Genomic DNA, 15515 nt, shown 5'->3' with positions numbered 1-15515 from the left:
GGTAGGAGTTTCAACCCATGTGGATCGGAGTCATCAGCATCTTTCCGGAGATGTTCCGCGCCATCAGTGACTACGGCATCACCAGCCGTGCGGTGAAACAGGAGCTGATCCGGCTCGAGTGTTTCAACCCACGCAACAACACTGATGACCGTCACCAGACGGTGGACGACCGGCCCTTCGGCGGTGGTCCGGGCATGGTGATGAAGATCAAGCCGCTGGAAGGCGCACTGGGCGATGCCCGGCAAGCCGCAGGCGGACCGGCGAAGGTGATCTACCTGTCGCCGCAGGGTCGCAAACTGACGCAGGCGGCCGTGAAGGAACTGGCGAACGAGGAGCGGTTGATCCTCATAGCCGGGCGTTACGAAGGCATCGACGAGCGCTTCATCGAAGAGCACGTGGATGAGGAATGGTCGATTGGCGATTATGTCCTGTCCGGGGGTGAGCTTCCGGCCATGGTGCTGATCGACGCGGTCACACGGTTGTTGCCCGGTGCATTGGGCCACGTGGACTCCGCCGAGGAGGACTCGTTCACCGACGGCCTGCTCGACTGTCCGCACTACACCCGACCCGAGGTGTACGCAGACAAACGTGTTCCCGAGGTGCTGCTAAGCGGCAACCACGAACACATCCGGCGCTGGCGTTTGCAGCAGTCCCTAGGAAGGACCTGGGAACGACGTGCCGATCTTCTGGATTGCCGCTCGCTTTCTGGAGAAGAGAAGAAGCTGCTGGAGGAATACATCCGCCAGCGGGACGATAGTTAACGTATCGATGGCGAGCGCCGAGCGCTTGTCTTAGGAGCACTGAGATGACCAACAAGATCATTCAGCAGATCGAAGCTGAACAGATGAACAAAGAGATTCCGGCGTTCGCCCCCGGCGACACCGTAATCGTCCAGGTGAAAGTGAAGGAAGGCGACCGTCAGCGTCTGCAGGCCTTCGAAGGCGTCGTGATCGGCAAGCGCAACCGCGGCCTGAACAGCGCGTTCACCGTTCGCAAGATCTCCAACGGCGTAGGCGTAGAGCGTACCTTCCAGACCTACAGCCCGCTGGTCGACAGCGTCAGCGTCAAGCGTCGCGGCGACGTGCGCAAGGCCAAGCTGTACTACCTCCGCGAACTGTCCGGCAAGGCAGCGCGCATCAAGGAAAAACTGGTCTGAGTCCACGACTCCCAGTCGATCCGGAAAAAAGCAGCCCTCGGGCTGCTTTTTTCATGCCTGGGATTTGCCGGGGACGCCTGTAGGGGCGGGCCCTGCCCGCGATTTCGCGCGCAGGGCGTGGAGCCGTAGGGCGCCCTCCTCGGAGCGACTGTCTTGCCGGCTGCGCCGAGATGCTCTTCGTAGGAGCGAGCTTGCTCGCGAACCGCATGGCACCGCGTTTGTTCGCGAGCAAGCTCGCTCCTACGAAAAGCCGTGCCCGCCGGTATGGTAGGAGCGGGCTTCCCGGTCGCCTCAGGGCCGCATGCTGACGTGCAGCGAGGCCTGGGACAGGTCGATGTCCTGCAGGCTCAGGCTGCCCATGCTCTGGCTCTGCGGGGCGCCGGCGACGCGGATGTTGTCGAAGCGCATCTCGCCGATGGAGCTGGGCAGGCGCAGGCTGATCGAGCCGTCGGGGTTGAGGCTGGAGGCCATGTGTTCGGTGTCGTAGACCACGTCCTTCATCGAGGTCTCGGCCTGCAGGCTGTCCACCACCGGCAGCACCAGGCGCGCCAGCTGCTTCATGGTGCCCACGCCGTCGCCGGCCTCGGCGCTGACGAACAGGCTCTGCAGGGTTTCATCGAAACCCTGGGCATTGATGCTGCTCATTTCGCTGTCGCTCAGCGGCTTCAGCCCGCGCTGCTGGTGGCTCTGGCTGATCGCCGGGGCCTGTTGGCGCTGGATGTCCGCGCTGGCCAGCTGGAAGGGGCCGAGCAGGGCCGCCACCAGGGTGGCGGCTAGGCGCAGGTTGTTCTGCTTCTTCAGCGCCTGCCTGACCTGGCGTTCGCTGACCCAGCCCTGGGCGATCAGGGTTTCCCCCAGGCGCAGGCCGTTGCGCAATTGCAACTGGATCGCCTGGTCCAGTTGGGCGGCGCTGATCAGGCCCTTGCTGACGAGAATCTGGCCGAGGCGGGAATTCTGGGTGTTGGGCATGGTTGTGGACCGTGGAACTGAAAGAATGATGGCGTGGTGCAATCATTGCTTCCGACACCCCGCCCTGTCACCCATCTTAGGATAGGCTGACGGACGATTCGCCAGCCGATCCCGGATCATTCCGACTGTCGGTCGTCCTCCTTGCCGGCCGCGTGGGCGCCTTCCTCGATCAGCGCTATCACCAGCCAGCTCTCCGCGGGGTTCAGCGGCCGGGTGCTGCTGGCCACGTGCATCCAGCCCGAGGGATCGCGGGCGAACAGCAGGGTGGCGGCGTTGCCGTACAGCGCCTGGTACTGCTCCCAGCCGAAGCTCTCGCTGAGCAGGGTGCTGCGCACTTCGGCGCCGCGGGACAGCAGGCCGGCGAACTGCGGGTAGCTCAGCTCGCGCGGGCTCAGGTTGTGCCCGCGGTGCTGGTCGCTGGCGCGGTGCTTGTCGGTGCGCCGGCTCTCCTGGCCGCTGGTCAGGCTGAAGAGGCGCGCGCCGAACTCGTGGCGGAAGCGCATGCAGGCCAGGGTGTTCAGCTCGCCGGAGGGCGACAGGGCCAGCAGGTGGCCGAGGCCGACTAGGTCCAGGTGCGCCTCGGCATGCTGCGAGGTGGGGTTGCCGAAGTAGGTGGGCAGGTTGTCCATGCGCGCGGCGCGGATGTTCTCCCAGCTGGAGTCGGTGAGCAGCACGCGGCTGCCGGCGTTCTTCAGCGCCGTGCCGATGGCCCGCGCCACCGGGTTGGCGCCGACGATGAGGAAGCCGCTGGGCGCCGGCTCCGCCACTTTCAGCAGGCGCGCCAGGGGCCGCGCGGTGGCGCTCTGCAGGACCACGGTGCCGATGATCACCAGGAAGGTCAGCGGCACCAGCAACTGGGCCTGCTCGTGGCCGGCCTCCTGCAGGCGGATGGCGAAGATCGCCGAGACCGCCGCCGCGACTATCCCGCGCGGGGCGATCCAGGCCAGCAGCGCCCGTTCGCGCCAGTTCAGCGACGAGCCGGCGCTGCTCACCAGCACGTTCAGCGGGCGGGCGACGAACTGGATCAGCGCCAGCACCAGCAGCGCCGCCGGGCCCAGGCCGAGCAGGGCGGACAGGTCCAGGCGCGCGGCGAGGACGATGAACAGGCCGGAGATCAGTAGCACGCTGAGGTTCTCCTTGAAGTGCAGGATCTGCCGCACGTCCACGCCCTTCATGTTGGCCAGGCACATGCCCATCAGCGTCACCGCCAGCAGGCCGGACTCGTGCACCGTGAGGTTGGCGCCGATGAAGATGCCCAGCACCGCCGACAGCGCGGCCAGGTTGTGCAGGTAGTCCGGCAGCCACTGGCGGCGCAGCACCTGGCCCAGGGCCAGGCCGCCGAGGATGCCGAAGGCGCTGCCGCAGGCGATCACCCCGGCGAAGGCGCCAAGACTGTGGCGCCAGCCGCTGCCGGTGTCGCTGGCGGCGATGAAGCTGTAGACCACCACCGCCAGCAGCGCGCCTATGGGGTCGATGACGATGCCCTCCCAGCGCAGGATGTTGGCGATGGTTGCCTTCGGCCGCACCACCCGCAGCATCGGCACTATCACCGTGGGGCCGGTGACCAGGGTGAGGGTGCCGAACAGCAGCGCCATCTCCCAGCTGAAGTCCAGCAGCCAGTGCACCGCCAAGGCGATCACGCCCCAGGTCAGCAGCGCGCCCCAGGTGACCATGCGCTGCACCACCTTGCCGATCTCGCGCCACTCGCTGAAGTGCAGGGTGAGGCTGCCTTCGAAGAGGATCAGCGCCACCGACAGCGAGACCAGGGGGAACAGCAGGGGGCCGAACAGCGCCTGCGGGTCGAGCAGGCCGAGCAGGGGCCCGGCGAGGATGCCGGACAGCAGCAGGAAGAGGATCGCCGGCAGGCGCAGGCGCCAGGCCAGCCACTGGCAGAGCAGGGCGCCGGCGCCGATGCCGCCGAGGGAAAGCAGAACTCGGGTTTCATCCATGCGGAGGATTCCTTGACGAGGGGATGGCTGGCCGCGGACGGCCTGCCTGTGGAAGACTAGCTGCGCCCCGTCCGCTTTAGAATCCGAAAACCGCCGTGAATCCCGTTGCGCACCCGCTGATCGACCGCTTCCTCGACGCCCTCTGGCTGGAAAAGGGCCTTGCCGACAACACCCGCCTGGCCTACGGCAGCGACCTGGCGCTGTTCAACGGCTGGTTGGGGGAGCAGGACGTGAGCCTGGAGCGCGCCGGCCGCGAGCTGATCCTCGACCACCTGGCCTGGCGCCTGGCCCAGGGCTACAAGGCCCGCTCCACTGCGCGCTTCCTCTCCGGCGTGCGCGGTTTCTACCGTTACTGCCTGCGCGAGGGGCTCATCGCCGAGGACCCGACCCTGCAGGTGGAGCTGCCGCAACTGGGCAAGCCGCTGCCCAAGTCGCTGTCCGAGGCTGACGTCGAGGCGTTGCTGGCCGCGCCGGAGACCGAGGACCCGCTGGGTCTGCGTGACCGCGCCATGCTGGAAGTGCTCTACGCCTGCGGCCTGCGCGTCAGCGAGCTGGTCGGCCTGACACTGGAGCAGCTCAACCTGCGCCAGGGCGTGGTGCGGGTGTTCGGCAAGGGCAGCAAGGAGCGCCTGGTGCCGCTGGGCGAGGAAGCCATCGTCTGGCTCGAACGCTACCTGCGCAACGCCCGCGACGACCTGCTCGGCGGCCGCCCCAGCGACGTGCTCTTCCCCAGCCTGCGCGGCGAGCAGATGACCCGCCAGACCTTCTGGTACCGCATCAAGCACCACGCCAAGGTCGCCGGCATCGGCAAGTCGCTGTCGCCGCACACCCTGCGCCACGCCTTCGCCACCCATCTGCTCAACCATGGCGCCGACCTGCGCGTGGTGCAGATGCTGCTGGGCCACAGCGACCTGTCGACCACGCAGATCTACACCCACATCGCGCGCGCGCGCCTGCAGGAGCTGCACGCGCAGCACCACCCTCGTGGCTGAAGAGGGCTTTTCGTAGGAGCGAGCTTGCTCACGAACCAACCCCGCAGCGGAATCGGTTCGCGAGCAAGCTCGCTCCTACAGGGCAGGGCCCAGCGCCGAGGTGCCTTTCGTAGGATGGGTTGAGTTTACGAAACCCATGCGCTCGTGCTGATGGGTATCGCTTCGCTCTACCCATCCTACGGGGAGCCGTCCCGCGGATGAGATCCGCCCCTGCGACAAGGCGCCGTTTGGCCCTGGTTGCCTGCCGCTCGATGTCGAGCTGGAAGGGTCCTCGTTCTGAAGCCGGAGCCGGGGAGGGCATGGGTGAAGCGGCGTATAACCGCGAACGGTTATACGCCCTACGAGATAAGGGACGCCGATCGACCAACGGCGCGCCCTGAAGCCTCGTGCTACAAGCTCGCGGTTCGGTCCGCAGGCTCTGCTGTGGTAGGCTGCGAGGTTCATCCACAGGAGTTTTCCATGCGTCTGTCCCGTTTCCTGGCTGCCGCGGCCCTGGGCCTCGCCAGCACCCTCGTCCTGGCCGCCGAGCCCGACCAGACCATCCGCAAGACCCTGCAGTCGCTGCAGCCCGACCTGCCCATCGAAACCATCAGCGCCAGCCCCGTGCAGGGCCTGTACCAGGTCCAGCTCAAGGGCGGCCGGGTGCTCTACGCCAGCGTCGACGGCAACTTCGTGGTGCAGGGCAACATCTACCAGGTGAAGGACGGCGCGGCCACCAACATCACCGAGGTCGCCGAGGCGGCCGGCGTGGCCAAGACCATCAATGCGCTGCCGGCCAGCGACATGGTGGTGTTCCCCGCCCAGGGCAAGGCCAAGGCGCACATCACCGTGTTCACCGACACCACCTGCCCGTACTGCCAGAAGCTGCACGCCGAGGTGCCGGAGCTGAACAAGCGCGGCATCGAGGTGCGCTACCTGGCCTTCCCGCGCCAGGGGCCGAAGTCCCCGGGTGACCAGCAACTGCAGGCGGTGTGGTGCTCCAAGGACCGCGCGGCGGCCATGACCGAGATGTTCCACGGCAAGGAAATCAAGGCCGCGCAGTGCCCCAACCCGGTGGACAAGCAGTTCCAGCTGGGCCAGATGGTCGGCGTGCAGGGCACCCCGGCGATCATCCTCGAAAGCGGCCAGATGCTGCCGGGTTACCAGAGCGCCGGCGAAATCGCCAAGCTGGTGCTGGACACCAAGTGAATCGGGCCCTGCGCCTGATTTGACTAATAGGGAGCCGCTTCGTAATGTGCGGTTCCTTTAACCATGAGGCCGGGCGTTCGCCCGGCCTTCGTACGGTACGTCCCCGCTCTCGCCGCGCATGCGCCGCGGGCCGGGACGTACCCCGTTTGCCGCGATGATGGGGAGTTTCAGCGTGAAACCGGTGAAAGTGGGAATCTGTGGGTTGGGGACCGTCGGTGGCGGTACCTTCAATGTACTCAAACGCAACGCCGAGGAGATTGCCCGCCGTGCCGGGCGTGGTATCGAGGTTGCGCAGATTGCCGCCCGTCGCCCCAATCCGAAATGCGAAACCGGCAGCACCCCCATCACTGCCGACATTTTCGACGTGGCGAACAACCCGGAAATCGACGTGGTCATCGAGCTGATCGGCGGCTACACCCTGGCCCACGAGCTGGTGCTCAAGGCCATCGAGAACGGCAAGCACGTGGTCACCGCGAACAAGGCGCTGATCGCCGTGCACGGCAACGAAATCTTCGCCAAGGCCCGCGAAAAGGGCGTGATCGTCGCCTTCGAGGCCGCGGTGGCCGGCGGCATCCCGGTGATCAAGGCGATCCGCGAGGGCCTGGCGGCCAACCGCATCAACTGGCTGGCCGGCATCATCAACGGCACCGGCAACTTCATCCTCACCGAGATGCGCGAGAAAGGCCGCGCCTTCGCCGACGTGCTCAAGGAAGCCCAGGCGCTGGGCTACGCCGAAGCCGACCCGACCTTCGACGTCGAGGGCATCGACGCCGCGCACAAGCTGACCATCCTGGCGTCCATCGCCTTCGGCATCCCGCTGCAGTTCGACAAGGCCTACACCGAGGGCATCACCAAGCTGACCACCGCCGACGTGAACTACGCCGAGGCCCTGGGCTACCGCATCAAGCACCTGGGCGTGGCCCGCCGCACCGACGCCGGCATCGAGCTGCGCGTGCACCCGACGCTGATCCCGGCCGACCGCCTGATCGCCAATGTGAACGGCGTGATGAACGCGGTCATGGTCAACGGCGACGCCGCCGGTTCCACGCTGTTCTACGGCGCCGGAGCCGGCATGGAGCCCACCGCGTCCTCGGTGGTCGCCGACCTGGTCGACGTGGTCCGCGTGCTCACCACCGACCCGGAGAACCGCGTGCCGCACCTGGCCTTCCAGCCGGACGCGCTCTCCGACCACCCGATCCTGCCGATCGAAGCCTGCGAAAGCGCCTACTACCTGCGCATCCAGGCCAAGGACCACCCGGGCGTACTGGCCCAGGTGGCGACCATCCTCTCCGAGCGCGGCATCAACATCGAATCGATCATGCAGATGGAAGTCGAAGAGCATGACGGTCTGGTGCCGATGATCCTGGTTACCCACCGCGTGCTCGAGTCCCGCATCATCGAAGCCATCGCCGCGCTGGAAGCGCTGGATGACGTGGTCGGCAACGTCGTACGCATTCGTGTAGAGCAGCTCGCGTAAGGCTATAGGCTGAAGGCTGGACGAGAAGGCTTCTACGTCCAGCCTCAAGCCTCCAGCGCTTTTATCGGTTTTCAAGAAAGGTTTCTAACATGCGCTACATCAGTACCCGCGGCCAGGCGCCCGCGCTGAACTTCGAAGACGTGCTGCTGGCTGGCCTGGCCAGCGACGGCGGCCTGTACGTGCCGGAAAACCTGCCGCGTTTCACCGTCGAGGAAATCGCCTCCTGGGCCGGCCTGCCGTACCACGAGCTGGCCTTCCGGGTGATGCGCCCGTTCGTCGCCGGCAGCATCTCGGACGCCGACTTCAAGAAGATCCTCGAGGAGACCTACGGCGTCTTCGCCCACAACGCCGTGGCGCCGCTGCGCCAGCTGAACGGCAACGAGTGGGTGCTGGAGCTGTTCCACGGCCCGACCCTGGCCTTCAAGGACTTCGCCCTGCAATTGCTCGGCCGCCTGCTCGACCACGTGCTGACCAAGCGCGGCGAGCGCGTGGTGATCATGGGCGCCACCTCCGGCGACACCGGCTCGGCGGCCATCGAAGGCTGCAAGGCCTGCGAGAACGTCGACATCTTCATCATGCACCCGCACAACCGCGTGTCCGAGGTACAGCGCCGGCAGATGACGACCATCCTCGGCGAAAACATCCACAACATCGCCATCGAAGGCAACTTCGACGACTGCCAGGAGATGGTCAAGGCCAGCTTCGCCGACCAGGGCTTCCTGAAAGGCACCCGCCTGGTGGCGGTCAACTCGATCAACTGGGCGCGGATCATGGCCCAGATCGTCTACTACTTCCATGCCGCCATCCAGCTCGGCGCGCCGGCCCGTTCGGTGGCCTTCTCGGTGCCCACCGGCAACTTCGGCGACATCTTCGCCGGCTACCTGGCGCGCAACATGGGCCTGCCGATCAGCCAGCTGATCGTGGCGACCAACCGCAACGACATCCTGCACCGCTTCATGTCCGGCAACCGCTACGACAAGGACACCCTGCACGCGTCGCTGTCGCCGTCCATGGACATCATGGTCTCGTCCAACTTCGAGCGCCTGCTGTTCGACCTGCACGGCCGCAACGGCAAGGCCATCGCCGAGCTGATGGACGGCTTCAAGGCCACCGGCAAGCTGTCCGTCGAGGATGACCGCTGGACCGAGGCGCGCCGCCTGTTCGACTCCCTGGCGGTGGACGACGAGCAGACCTGCCAGACCATCGCCGAGGTCTACGCCGAGTGCGGCGAACTGCTCGACCCGCACACCGCCATCGGCGTGCGCGCCGCCCGCGAATGCCGCCGCAGCCTGGCCATCCCCATGGTCACCCTGGGCACCGCGCACCCGGTGAAATTCCCGGAAGCGGTGGAGAAGGCCGGCATCGAGGCGGCCCCGGCGCTGCCGGCGCACCTGGCCGACCTGTTCCAGCGCGAGGAACGCTGCACCGTGCTGCCCAACGAACTGGCCAAGGTCCAGGCCTTCGTCAGCGCCCACGGCAACCGCGGCAAGCCGCTCTAAACCGGCCGCAGGAAGAGCCCGCCACCTTGGCGGGCTTTTTCGTTTTCGGGGCAAATATCTGAGGTTATTGAACTTTTTCCTTCAGATAGAGGTCTTTTCCTGACGTATCCGTTGTATCCCAGGAGAACCCCATGGACCGACTCGAGCCCCTGCTCGCAGCCATCTTCAGCCAGTACGCCCACGATCTCGGCCCCGCGCGTCCGGACGGTGGCCGGGTGCTGAGCCTGAGCACTTCCGAAGGCGAGGTCGTCCTGCGTCGCGTCCTCAGTGGCGAACAGCTGGCCGACGAGCGCAGCAGCCAGGAGGCGCTGGAGGCCATCAGCCGCGACCTGGCGGTGCAGGAGGGGCGCATCTGCAATGACGTGATCCACGCTCTGCGCCAGCGCGCCGCCCAGGTGCTCAGCTACGACACCTGAGCCCCGCCGGTTCCATCGCGAATGCCGCCGCCCCGGCCCGGGACGGCGGCATTCGTGTTTCTACAGGCGCCCGCACTGCACCAGGCGGGCGCGGATGGCCCCGGTGGTGCGGCCATGGGCGCGGGCGATGGCGGTGATGGGTTCGCCCTCGTCGAAGCGCTGCAGCAGGGCCTGTTCCTCTTCCTCGCTCCAGGGCTTGCCGGCCTGCTCCGGCGGCGGGCGTACCTTGCTCTGGGCTTCGAGGGCCTGGATGGCCTGGAACAGTGCGCGGATCACCTCCGGCGCCTGGCAGGCATCCTCCTCGGGAAGCGGCAGGCCGCTACGCGGGTCGATGCCCTGGGCCAGCTTGCGCAGCGTGTCCAGGCAGTGCTGGTTCATCTCCATGGAGCCTTCTCCTCTGCGGGGCGCCCGGAATAGGCGCCGAAAGGATCAGGTAGTGGATTTTCCCGCGTGGATCAGCCGGGTGATTCCGTTCTTTTCGTAGGAGCGAGCTTGCTCGCGAATGGGGGTTGCCGGGGACGTAGGTGTTAGGGGTTAAGAGCCCCTCTCCCCAACCCTCTCCCTGAGGGGAGAGGGTTGGGGAGAGGGGCGGAGCCAAGCCATGGCGTCGAAGTCACCGGTGACTCCAGTTCGCGAGCAAGCTCGCTCCTACAAGAGCAGTGTGCTCACCGCTATCAGACCGCCCCATCCCGCCGTAGCGCGGCGATCTGTCCGGCGTCGTAGCCTAACTCCGCCAGGATCGCGTCGTTGTGCTCGCCCAGCTTCGGGCCTATCCATTCGGCCGAGCCGGGGGTTTCCGAGAGCTTGGGCACTATGCCGGGCATCTTGAAGGCCTTGCCGTCCGGCAGCTTCGCCGAGAGGAACATCTCGCGGGCGAGGAACTGCGGATCGGCGAACATGTCCTCGGCGGAATAGATGCGGCTGGCCGGCACCTCGGCCTCGTTCAGCACCTTCAGCACCTCTTCCTGCGGCAGCGAGCGGGCCCAGCGGTCGATCACCCCGTACAGCTCGTCGCGCCGCGCATCGCGGCCGTCGTTGCCGGCCAGCTGCGGGTCGTCGGCCAGGTCCTGGCGGCCGATGGCGAGCATGAAGCGGCGGAAGATGGCGTCGCCGTTGGCGGCGATCTGCACGTGCTTGCCGTCGGCCGTAGTGTGCACCGAGGACGGGGTGATGCCGGGCATGATGTTGCCGCTGCGCTCGCGGATGAAGCCGAACACGTCGAACTCCGGGACCATCGACTCCATCATGGCGAACACCGCCTCGTACAGCGCTACGTCCACCACCTGGCCCTGGCCGCCGTTGACTTCGCGATGGCGCAGGGCCATGAGCGCGCCGATGACGCCCCACAGGGCGGCGATGGAGTCGCCGATGGAGATGCCGGTGCGCACCGGCGGGCGGTCCTCGAAGCCGGTGATGTAGCGCAGCCCGCCCATGGATTCGCCCACCGCGCCGAAGCCCGGCTGGTCCTTGTAGGGGCCGCTCTGGCCGAAGCCGGACAGGCGCACCATCACCAGCCTGGGGTTCAGCGCGTGGAGCACGTCCCAGCCCAGGCCGAGCTTCTCCAGCACGCCGGGGCGGAAGTTCTCGATGAGGATGTCGGCCTCGGCCAGCAGCTTCTTCAGCACCTCGCGGCCGGCTTCCTGCTTGAGGTTGAGCGTCAGCGAGCGCTTGTTGCGCGCCTGCACGAACCACCACAGCGAGGTGCCCTCGTAGAGCTTGCGCCACTTGCGCAGCGGGTCGCCGCCGTCGGGCGACTCGATCTTGGTCACGTCGGCGCCGAACTCCGCGCACAGGCGCGCGGCGAAGGGGCCGGCGATCAGGGTGCCGAGTTCCACGACCTTGAGGCCGGCGAGGGGTTTGGCGGTGGCGTTCATCGAGGGTTTCCGTCAGTCGGGCAGTGGGGCGACTCTAGGGCCGTCGCCGGCCCGCCGCAAGCCATGGCCGGGGCGGCGGCGCGGGCAAAGCTGACCGATCGGTTGTGAAGGCGTTCCGCGATCGACGCCGGACGCGTAGAGTAGGGAACATTCCCACACCCTTTTCAGGCCGGCCGGGTATCCGTTCATGGGCGCCGTTGATCTTTCTCCTTCCGTCGACTCCAGGTCGCCTGCGCACGGGATGCCGAAGGAGGGCGCATGTCGCTGAGCCTGCCCACCCTGCTGCTGGTGGACCTGTACATCCTCGCCCTGGTCGGCGTGCTGATGTTCTTCGCCTGGTACGGCGGGCGCCGCGAGCCGACCCTCGGCTACATGGCCGCCATGCTCCTGCTCGGGGCGCTGTCCACCTTCCTCATCGCCCTGCGCAGCTTCGGCCTGGAGCTGCTGGCCATCGTCGCCGGCAACATGGTGGTGGCGCTTTCCTGCGCGCTGCTGTGGACCAGCATGCGGGTGTTCGCCGGGCGCGCGCCCTACTGGCCCGGCGTGGCCGCGGGCGCCGTGCTCTGGCTGCTGCTGTGCCTGTGGCCGGCCTTCCTGCAGTCGATGGTCTTGCGCATCCAGGTCCATTCGGCGCTGACCGTGGTCTACTGCCTGCTCGCCGCCGCCGAGCTGTGGCGCAGCCGCCAGCGCCTGGAAGTGCCGTTGCGCCCGACCCTGGCCCTGCTGCTGTTCCACGCCGGCTTCTACACCCTGCGCATCTTCGTCGACCGCGGCGAGGCGCCGGTCGTGCCCGCCGGCACCTACACCACCCTGTTCACCCTGCTGGTGTTCGAGACCATGATGGTCGCCGTCGGCCTGGCCTTCACCACCCTGACCATGGTCAAGGACCGCGCCGAGCTGAAGTTCCGCTCGGCGGCCCTGAGCGACCCCCTGACCGGCATCGGCAACCGCCGCGCCTTCATGGATTCCGGCGAGCGCCTGCTGCGCCTGTGCGCCGAACGCGGCGAGCCGGTGGCGCTGCTGGTCTGCGACCTGGACAACTTCAAGCGCCTCAACGACGCCTACGGCCACCCGGTGGGCGACCGCGCCCTGCAGGAGTTCAGCCGCATCACCGCCTCGCGCATGCGCCGCCAGGACGTGTTCGGGCGCATCGGCGGCGAAGAGTTCGCCTGCCTGCTGATCGGCGCCGGCACCGAAGCCGCCTGCCAGGTGGCCGAACGCATCCGCCGGGAGTTCGCCGAGGTGCCGTTCGTCGCGGATGGCCTGCTCAGCGTCAGCATCGGCGTGGCCACCAGCGAGGAGGGCGGCTACGAGCTGGCGCGCCTGCTGTCGCTGGCCGACCAGGCGCTGTACCTGGCCAAGGCCAAGGGCCGCAACCGCATCGAGCTGTCGGCGCCGGGCTCCGGCCGCGAGGGCCGCGGTCACCGCTGAGCGCGACGGAGGCGGCAGGGCCGGCGCAATCGGGGTAGACTTGCCGCCTTCGCATCGCTGGGATAGACCATGGCCCTCTCCGCCACCCCCTACAAGGCCGACATCAGCCTCACCGACCTGGACCGCGGCGTCTACGAGACGCTGCGCTTCACCGTCGCCCGCCACCCCTCGGAAACCGAGGAGCGCCTGGCGGTCCGCCTGATCGCCTTCGTGCTCTGGTACAACGAGCAACTGGCCTTCGGTCGCGGCCTGTCGGACGTCGAGGAACCGTCGCTGTGGGAGAAGAGCCTGGACGACCGCATCCTGCACTGGATCGAGGTCGGCCAGCCGGACAGCGAGCGCCTGGTGTGGTGCTCGCGCCGCTGCGAGCGCCTGTCGCTGCTGGCCTACGGCAACCTGCGGGTGTGGACCACCAAGGTCCTCGACGGCGTGCGCCACCTAAAGAACCTGAATGTCGCCGCCGTGCCCCAGGAACCCCTGGAGGAACTGGCCCGCGACCTGCCGCGCTCGATCAACTGGACGGTGATGATCAGCGAGGGGACGATCTTCGTCACCGATGAGAACGGCCAGCATGAACTGCAACTCGAATGGCTGATGGGCGAACGCTGAGTTGCGCTAGCTGCGCGTCGGCCCGGCTGCGTTGAAAACAGGCCCGGGCTTGCTCATTTACACTCGGTAAACTCCGCGCCCGTGCCTGTTTTCGCCTAGCCGTGCTCTAGCTCGCAAGGCGCAAGGTCAGGCTGAAATGGAAGGATTGGAAAGCTCTGATGCGCATCGACCCCCGCCCGTTGCCGGAAACCCTGCCCGACCTCGGCGACCTGCCGCCACTGCTGACCCGCCTGTACGCCGCCCGTGGCGTGAAGTCCGCCGAGGAGCTGGACAAGGGCCTGGCGCGGTTGATCCCGTACCGCCAGCTCAAGGGCATCGACGCCGCCGTCGAACTGCTGGTCGACGCCCTGGAGAAGCGCCAGCGCATCCTCTACGTCGGCGACTTCGACGCCGACGGCGCCACCGCCAGCAGCGTCGGCGTGCTGGCCCTGCGCCTGCTCGGCGCGGCCTGGGTCGACTACCTGGTGCCGAACCGCTTCGAATACGGCTACGGGCTGACCCCTGAGATAGTCGCGGTCGCCCTGGAGAAACGCCCGGAGCTGCTGGTCACCGTGGACAACGGCATCTCCAGCATCGACGGCGTGGCCGCGGCCAAGGCCGCCGGGCTGCGCGTGCTGGTCACCGACCACCACTTGCCGGGCCCGGAACTGCCGGCGGCGGACGCCATCGTCAACCCCAACCAGCCGGGCTGCGAATTCCCCAGCAAGGCCATGGCCGGGGTCGGCGTGATCTTCTACGTGATGCTCGCCCTGCGCGCGCGCCTGCGCGAGCTGGACTGGTTCGCCCGCAGCGGCACGCCGGAGCCGAACCTGGCCGAACTGCTCGACCTGGTGGCCCTGGGCAGCGTCGCCGACGTGGTGCCGTTGGACGCCAACAACCGCATCCTGGTGCACCAGGGCCTGGCGCGCATCCGCGCCGGCCGCGCCCGCCCGGGCCTGCGCGCGCTGCTGGAAGTGGCCGGGCGTGACGCCCGGCGCATCACTTCCACCGACCTGGGCTTCATCCTCGGCCCGCGGCTGAACGCCGCCGGGCGCCTGGACGACATGTCCCTGGGCATCGAATGCCTGCTCTGCGAGGACGAGGCCCTGGCCCGCGACATGGCGGTGCAGCTCGACCAGCTCAACCAGGACCGCAAGGCCATCGAGCAGGGCATGCAGCGCGAGGCCCTGGCCCAGCTCAAGGAGCTGCCGGTGGAGGAAATGCCCTTCGGCCTGTGCCTGTTCGACCCGGACTGGCACCAGGGTGTGATCGGCATCCTCGCCTCGCGCCTGAAGGAGCGCTACCACCGCCCGACCATCGCCTTCGCCGACGCCGGCGACGGCAGCCTCAAGGGTTCGGCGCGCTCGGTGCCGGGCCTGCACATCCGCGATGCGCTGGACGCCGTGGCCGCGCGCCACCCGGGGCTGATCAGCAAGTTCGGCGGGCATGCCATGGCCGCCGGGCTGTCGCTGGCGCAAGGGCACTTCGGCGCCTTCGCCGCGGCCTTCGACGCCGAGGTGCGCCGCCAGCTCAGCGAGGACGACCTCACCGGGCGCATCCTCTCCGACGGCCAGTTGAGCCTGACCGAGTTCCACCTGGAGCTGGCCCGCGCCCTGCGCCAGGCCGGCCCCTGGGGCCAGCACTTCCCCGAGCCGCTGTTCCACGGGGTGTTCCAGATCGTCCAGCAGCGCATCGTCGGCGAGCGCCACCTGAAGCTGGTGCTCAAGACCGAGTGCGGCTCGCTGCAGCTGGACGGCATCGCCTTCAACGTCGACCGCGAGGTCTGGCCGAACCCGACGGTGCGCTGGGCGGAAGTGGCCTACAAGCTGGACGTCAACGAATACCGCGGCAACGAGAGCGTGCAGTTGATGGTGGTGCACCTGGCGCCGCGCTGAGCTCGCCGGCCGATGGGTATCGCAAGCTCAACCCATCCTGCGAAAGCGCCCTGGCGCACCTGCAGTCCCTCGTAGGATGGG

Annotated in this window: 14 protein-coding genes; 10 read left to right on the top strand and 4 right to left on the bottom strand. The window is 67.6% G+C overall.

Going from position 1 to position 15515, the window contains the following annotated elements; all coding sequences use genetic code 11:
- Positions 1 to 17: 17 nt before the first annotated feature.
- Positions 18 to 761 (top strand): tRNA (guanosine(37)-N1)-methyltransferase TrmD, encoded by a 744-nt coding sequence (trmD, locus tag M8R19_RS08785; protein WP_009616361.1) that lies wholly within the window; start codon positions 18 to 20, stop codon positions 759 to 761.
- A 44-nt stretch (positions 762 to 805) separates the two neighbouring features.
- Entirely contained in the window at positions 806 to 1156 is a 351-nt protein-coding gene (rplS, locus tag M8R19_RS08780) for a 50S ribosomal protein L19 (protein WP_009616363.1), read from the top strand.
- A 291-nt stretch (positions 1157 to 1447) separates the two neighbouring features.
- Here the strand turns inward: rplS and M8R19_RS08775 are convergent, their stop codons facing one another.
- Positions 1448 to 2125 (bottom strand): cyclic di-GMP-binding domain-containing protein, MshE-related, encoded by a 678-nt coding sequence (locus M8R19_RS08775; RefSeq protein ID WP_074978902.1) that lies wholly within the window; start codon positions 2123 to 2125, stop codon positions 1448 to 1450.
- Between the two features lie 116 nt (positions 2126 to 2241).
- Entirely contained in the window at positions 2242 to 4074 is a 1833-nt protein-coding gene (locus M8R19_RS08770) for a cation:proton antiporter (protein ID WP_074978900.1), read from the bottom strand.
- A 95-nt stretch (positions 4075 to 4169) separates the two neighbouring features.
- Between M8R19_RS08770 and xerD the strand changes: the two genes are divergently transcribed.
- The 5 genes from xerD to M8R19_RS08745 all read left to right on the top strand — a co-directional run bounded on the left by xerD (position 4170) and on the right by M8R19_RS08745 (position 9646).
- Positions 4170 to 5066, top strand: coding sequence for a site-specific tyrosine recombinase XerD (gene xerD / locus M8R19_RS08765; protein WP_249917589.1), 897 nt, complete (start codon positions 4170 to 4172; stop codon positions 5064 to 5066).
- Positions 5067 to 5525: 459 nt separating this feature from the next.
- The gene (locus M8R19_RS08760; RefSeq protein WP_009616374.1) at positions 5526 to 6254 is read left to right on the top strand and encodes a DsbC family protein; all 729 of its coding nucleotides are present in this window, start codon (positions 5526 to 5528) and stop codon (positions 6252 to 6254) included.
- Positions 6255 to 6426: 172 nt separating this feature from the next.
- Positions 6427 to 7731, top strand: a complete 1305-nt coding sequence (locus tag M8R19_RS08755; RefSeq protein WP_249917588.1) for a homoserine dehydrogenase — start codon at positions 6427 to 6429, stop codon at positions 7729 to 7731.
- Between the two features lie 89 nt (positions 7732 to 7820).
- Positions 7821 to 9230 carry a threonine synthase gene (gene thrC / locus M8R19_RS08750; RefSeq protein ID WP_116422935.1) on the top strand — a complete coding sequence of 470 codons (1410 nt, stop codon included), beginning with the start codon at positions 7821 to 7823 and terminating at the stop codon, positions 9228 to 9230.
- 131 nt (positions 9231 to 9361) lie between these two features.
- Positions 9362 to 9646 (top strand): DUF3509 domain-containing protein, encoded by a 285-nt coding sequence (locus M8R19_RS08745; protein WP_074978892.1) that lies wholly within the window; start codon positions 9362 to 9364, stop codon positions 9644 to 9646.
- 60 nt (positions 9647 to 9706) lie between these two features.
- On the opposite strand, the gene M8R19_RS08740 is transcribed toward M8R19_RS08745, so the two are convergent.
- Complete coding sequence (locus tag M8R19_RS08740; protein WP_116422936.1) at positions 9707 to 10030, bottom strand: hypothetical protein; 324 nt, start codon at positions 10028 to 10030, stop codon at positions 9707 to 9709.
- A 290-nt stretch (positions 10031 to 10320) separates the two neighbouring features.
- The gene (locus tag M8R19_RS08735; protein WP_249917587.1) at positions 10321 to 11520 is read right to left on the bottom strand and encodes a CaiB/BaiF CoA transferase family protein; all 1200 of its coding nucleotides are present in this window, start codon (positions 11518 to 11520) and stop codon (positions 10321 to 10323) included.
- A 258-nt stretch (positions 11521 to 11778) separates the two neighbouring features.
- Here M8R19_RS08735 and M8R19_RS08730 point away from each other — a divergent pair, with 258 nt between their 5' ends.
- From M8R19_RS08730 to recJ, 3 genes are all read left to right on the top strand, one after another.
- Complete coding sequence (locus M8R19_RS08730; RefSeq protein WP_249917586.1) at positions 11779 to 12951, top strand: GGDEF domain-containing protein; 1173 nt, start codon at positions 11779 to 11781, stop codon at positions 12949 to 12951.
- A 69-nt stretch (positions 12952 to 13020) separates the two neighbouring features.
- Positions 13021 to 13560 carry a YaeQ family protein gene (locus tag M8R19_RS08725; protein WP_249917585.1) on the top strand — a complete coding sequence of 180 codons (540 nt, stop codon included), beginning with the start codon at positions 13021 to 13023 and terminating at the stop codon, positions 13558 to 13560.
- A 158-nt stretch (positions 13561 to 13718) separates the two neighbouring features.
- Positions 13719 to 15434 (top strand): single-stranded-DNA-specific exonuclease RecJ, encoded by a 1716-nt coding sequence (gene recJ / locus M8R19_RS08720; protein WP_074978885.1) that lies wholly within the window; start codon positions 13719 to 13721, stop codon positions 15432 to 15434.
- Positions 15435 to 15515: the final 81 nt, after the last annotated feature.

The sequence above is a fragment of the Pseudomonas sp. R3.Fl genome, assembly GCF_023516765.1.
GTDB classification, from domain to species: Bacteria; Pseudomonadota; Gammaproteobacteria; order Pseudomonadales; family Pseudomonadaceae; genus Pseudomonas; species Pseudomonas citronellolis.
Note: the sequence above shows the minus strand (reverse complement) of the source record. Positions and strands in the feature narration are given on the sequence as shown.